The 1,649-nt window shown below is 70.3% G+C and carries 2 protein-coding genes; both read right to left on the reverse strand.

Annotated elements, in window-relative coordinates; genetic code table 11:
- Window positions 1–626, reverse strand: a 626-nt coding sequence (locus tag ACZ4WZ_RS33900) for an adenosylhomocysteinase (RefSeq protein ID WP_467896959.1), incomplete at its 3' end; no start/stop codon positions are given.
- Between the two features lie 35 nt (window positions 627–661).
- Window positions 662–1,649: vitamin B12 dependent-methionine synthase activation domain-containing protein (locus ACZ4WZ_RS33905; RefSeq protein ID WP_467896961.1), on the reverse strand; the 988-nt coding region annotated here is incomplete at its 5' end.

Genomic DNA, 1,649 nt, shown 5'->3' on the forward strand with positions numbered 1-1,649 from the left:
AGCAGCGTGCCCTCGGCCATCATCTCGTAGAGGCGGTGGACACCGGTCGTGGTCTCCTCCGTCACACCGCGGATCTCCGACGCGAGCTGCGTCCAGTCCAGCGCGGAGCGGCCCAGCAGTTCCAGGACGAAGCCCATCTCCTCGTTGTCGGCGGTCGAGGGGTCCGGGACCCTGCCGGCCTTCTGGTACTCGACGCCCTTGTGGACCAGCAGGGTGGCGTCACCGCCGTCGTCGAGGATCATGTTCGGGCCCGCGTGCCCGGGCCAGGTCAGCGCCTGCTCCGTGCACCACCAGTACTCCTCCAGCGTCTCGCCCTTCCAGGCGAAGACCGGGATGCCGGCGGCCGCGATCGCCGCCGCCGCGTGGTCCTGCGTCGAGTAGATGTTGCAGGACACCCAGCGGACCTGGGCACCGAGGGCGACGAGCGTCTCGATCAGGACGGCCGTCTGCACCGTCATGTGCAGCGAGCCGGTGATGCGGGCGCCCGCCAGCGGCTGCGCCTCGGCGTACTCCTCGCGGATCGACATCAGACCCGGCATCTCGTGCTCGGCCAGGGTGATCTCCTTGCGGCCGAAAGCGGCGAGGGAGAGGTCGGCGACCTTGAAGTCCGTGAACTCGGCGGGCATGGGTTGTGCTCCTTGAACTCGTCCGAAGCCGGAGGTCATCGGCGGCCTCCCGCGTTGAAGTAGCCGGCCTCGGGGTGGTGGATGACGATGGCGTCGGTGGACTGCTCGGGGTGCAGCTGGAACTCCTCGGAGAGGTGGACGCCGATGCGCTCCGGCCGGAGGAGGTCGGCGATCTTGGCCCGGTCCGCCAGCTCGGGGCAGGCCGGGTAGCCGAGGGAGTAGCGGCAGCCCTGGTACTCGGTACGGAACATGCCGTCCATGGCCGCCGGATCGGACCCGGCGATGCCGAGCTCGGCGCGGACGCGGGCGTGCCAGTACTCGGCCAGGGCTTCGGCGAGCTGGACGGACAGGCCGTGCAGCTCGAGGTAGTCGCGGTAGGAGTCGGACTCGAAGAGCCTGGCCGTGGCCTCGCCGATCCTCGAGCCGACGGTGACGACCTGGAAGCCGACGACGTCGACCTCGCCGGAGTCGTCCGGGCGTACGAAGTCGGAGAGGCAGAGCCGGCGGCCGCGGCTCTGGCGCGGGAAGGTGAACCGGGTCCGCTCTCCCCCGTCCTCGTCGAGGACGATCAGGTCGTCGCCCTTGGAGACGCAGGGGAAGTAGCCGTAGACCACGGCCGCCTCGAGGAGCCGCTCGGTGTGCATCCGCTCCAGCCAGCCGCGCAGCCGCGGCCTCCCCTCCGTCTCGATGGAGCCGGCGTCCTTGAGGCCCCACTGGCCCTTGAAGAGCGCCTGTTCGTCCAGCCATCCCGCGTATTCCTTGAGCTGGATGCCCTTGACGACCCGGGTGCCGAGGAACGGCGGCTCGGGCACCGGGTTGTCGACGGCCACGTCCGAGCGGCCGGCGTCTTCCGGCTCGCGCACATCGAGGACCGCGGTCCGCTGCGGCACACGGCGCTGCTTGAGGGGTGGGAGTTCGGCGCCGGGAGCGCCGCGTTTGACGGCGATGAGGGCGTCCATCAGGCGCAGGCCTTCGAAGGCGTCGCGGGCGTAGCGGACTTCGCCTTCGTAGATTTCGTGGAGG

This window comes from Streptomyces sp. NPDC029122 (assembly GCF_055569445.1).